Source organism: Brucella sp. NBRC 14130 (genome assembly GCF_040371715.1).
GTDB classification, from domain to species: domain Bacteria; phylum Pseudomonadota; class Alphaproteobacteria; order Rhizobiales; family Rhizobiaceae; genus Brucella; species Brucella intermedia.
This window is the reverse complement of sequence record NZ_BAABTE010000067.1, coordinates 1-1,142: the sequence shown is the minus strand read 5'-3', so window position 1 is coordinate 1,142 and position 1,142 is coordinate 1. Positions and strand designations below refer to the sequence as shown.

The following is a 1,142-nucleotide window of genomic DNA, read 5'->3' as shown; positions in this document are numbered from 1 at the left end:
CTTGCGGGTGGTTCAACTGCGGGTACTGGTCATACCGTAACAGATACAGTGAACCTACCATCCGAGGTCAAAGCAGTACCCGTTACTAATGGTTCGACTCAATATGGGACGTTCAGCATTGATGAAGATGGTCGCTACACATACACACTGACTAAACCATCAAATGGCGATAATGTTGAGGATACGTTTAGCTATACAACTAAGGATGCTCAGGGCAATAGTACAACGAATACCGTAACGATTACGATTATAGATGACGCACCTGTTGCGAAGCCTGACACGAATAGCATTACAGAAGACAGCGTACCTAATCCAGTCAGTGGCAACGTACTGACAGGAGGCGTATCTAGTGGAGATACAGCTGATACCCAAGGCGCAGACAAAGCTAACGTCAGTGGAGTACAGGCTGGAACAGTTGCGTCAGGTGAACACGTAGCAAATGGCGCATTGAATACAGCAGTGAATGGAAAATACGGAACATTAATTCTCCATGCTGACGGTAGTTACACCTACCAATTAAATAATAACAATACGGATGTAAATGCCCTTAAAGATAACCAAAGCCTCCAAGACGTATTTAGTTACACCATTACCGATGGAGATGGAGATAAATCGACAGCGACCATTACCATCACCATTAACGGACATACCGATGGCGCACCTAACGTGGTTATCACTGATCATAATGGATCAGCGCTTGGTGCGAACAGCATTGCCGAAAATGCAACGACCCCAGTACAAGGCGAGTTTACCGTCAACGCAGCAGATGGACTGAAATCTAACACGATTGGTGTCACGACCATTCTGACCAGCGAACTCTTGGGTCTATCCCCGACCACACCAAAAACAATCATAGGTACACAAGGAACACTGACCCTTACCGACTATGATCCAGTAACAGGCAAAGTCAGTTATAGCTACCAACAAAGTGGCACCAGCAAAAACCACAGCGGTGGTGATAGCAGCGTAAGTGATAGTTTCCCAATTATAGTGACAGACAATGCCAATGAAAGCTCAGCAGCGACGAATCTGGTCATTCTCATCACAGATACTGCCCCAGAAGCGAAAGCTGACACAGGCACAGTGACAGAAGACGGTACAGCACTTGAAGGAAACGTGATCACAGGTGGTAGTAGCAATAG

The 1,142-nt window shown here is 46.2% G+C and carries 1 protein-coding gene; it reads left to right on the top strand.

Features of this window, described 5'->3' with window-relative positions:
* The coding region (locus ABWW28_RS27580) for a cadherin-like domain-containing protein (RefSeq protein ID WP_353393017.1) at positions 1-1,142 on the top strand (1,142 nt) is incomplete at both ends.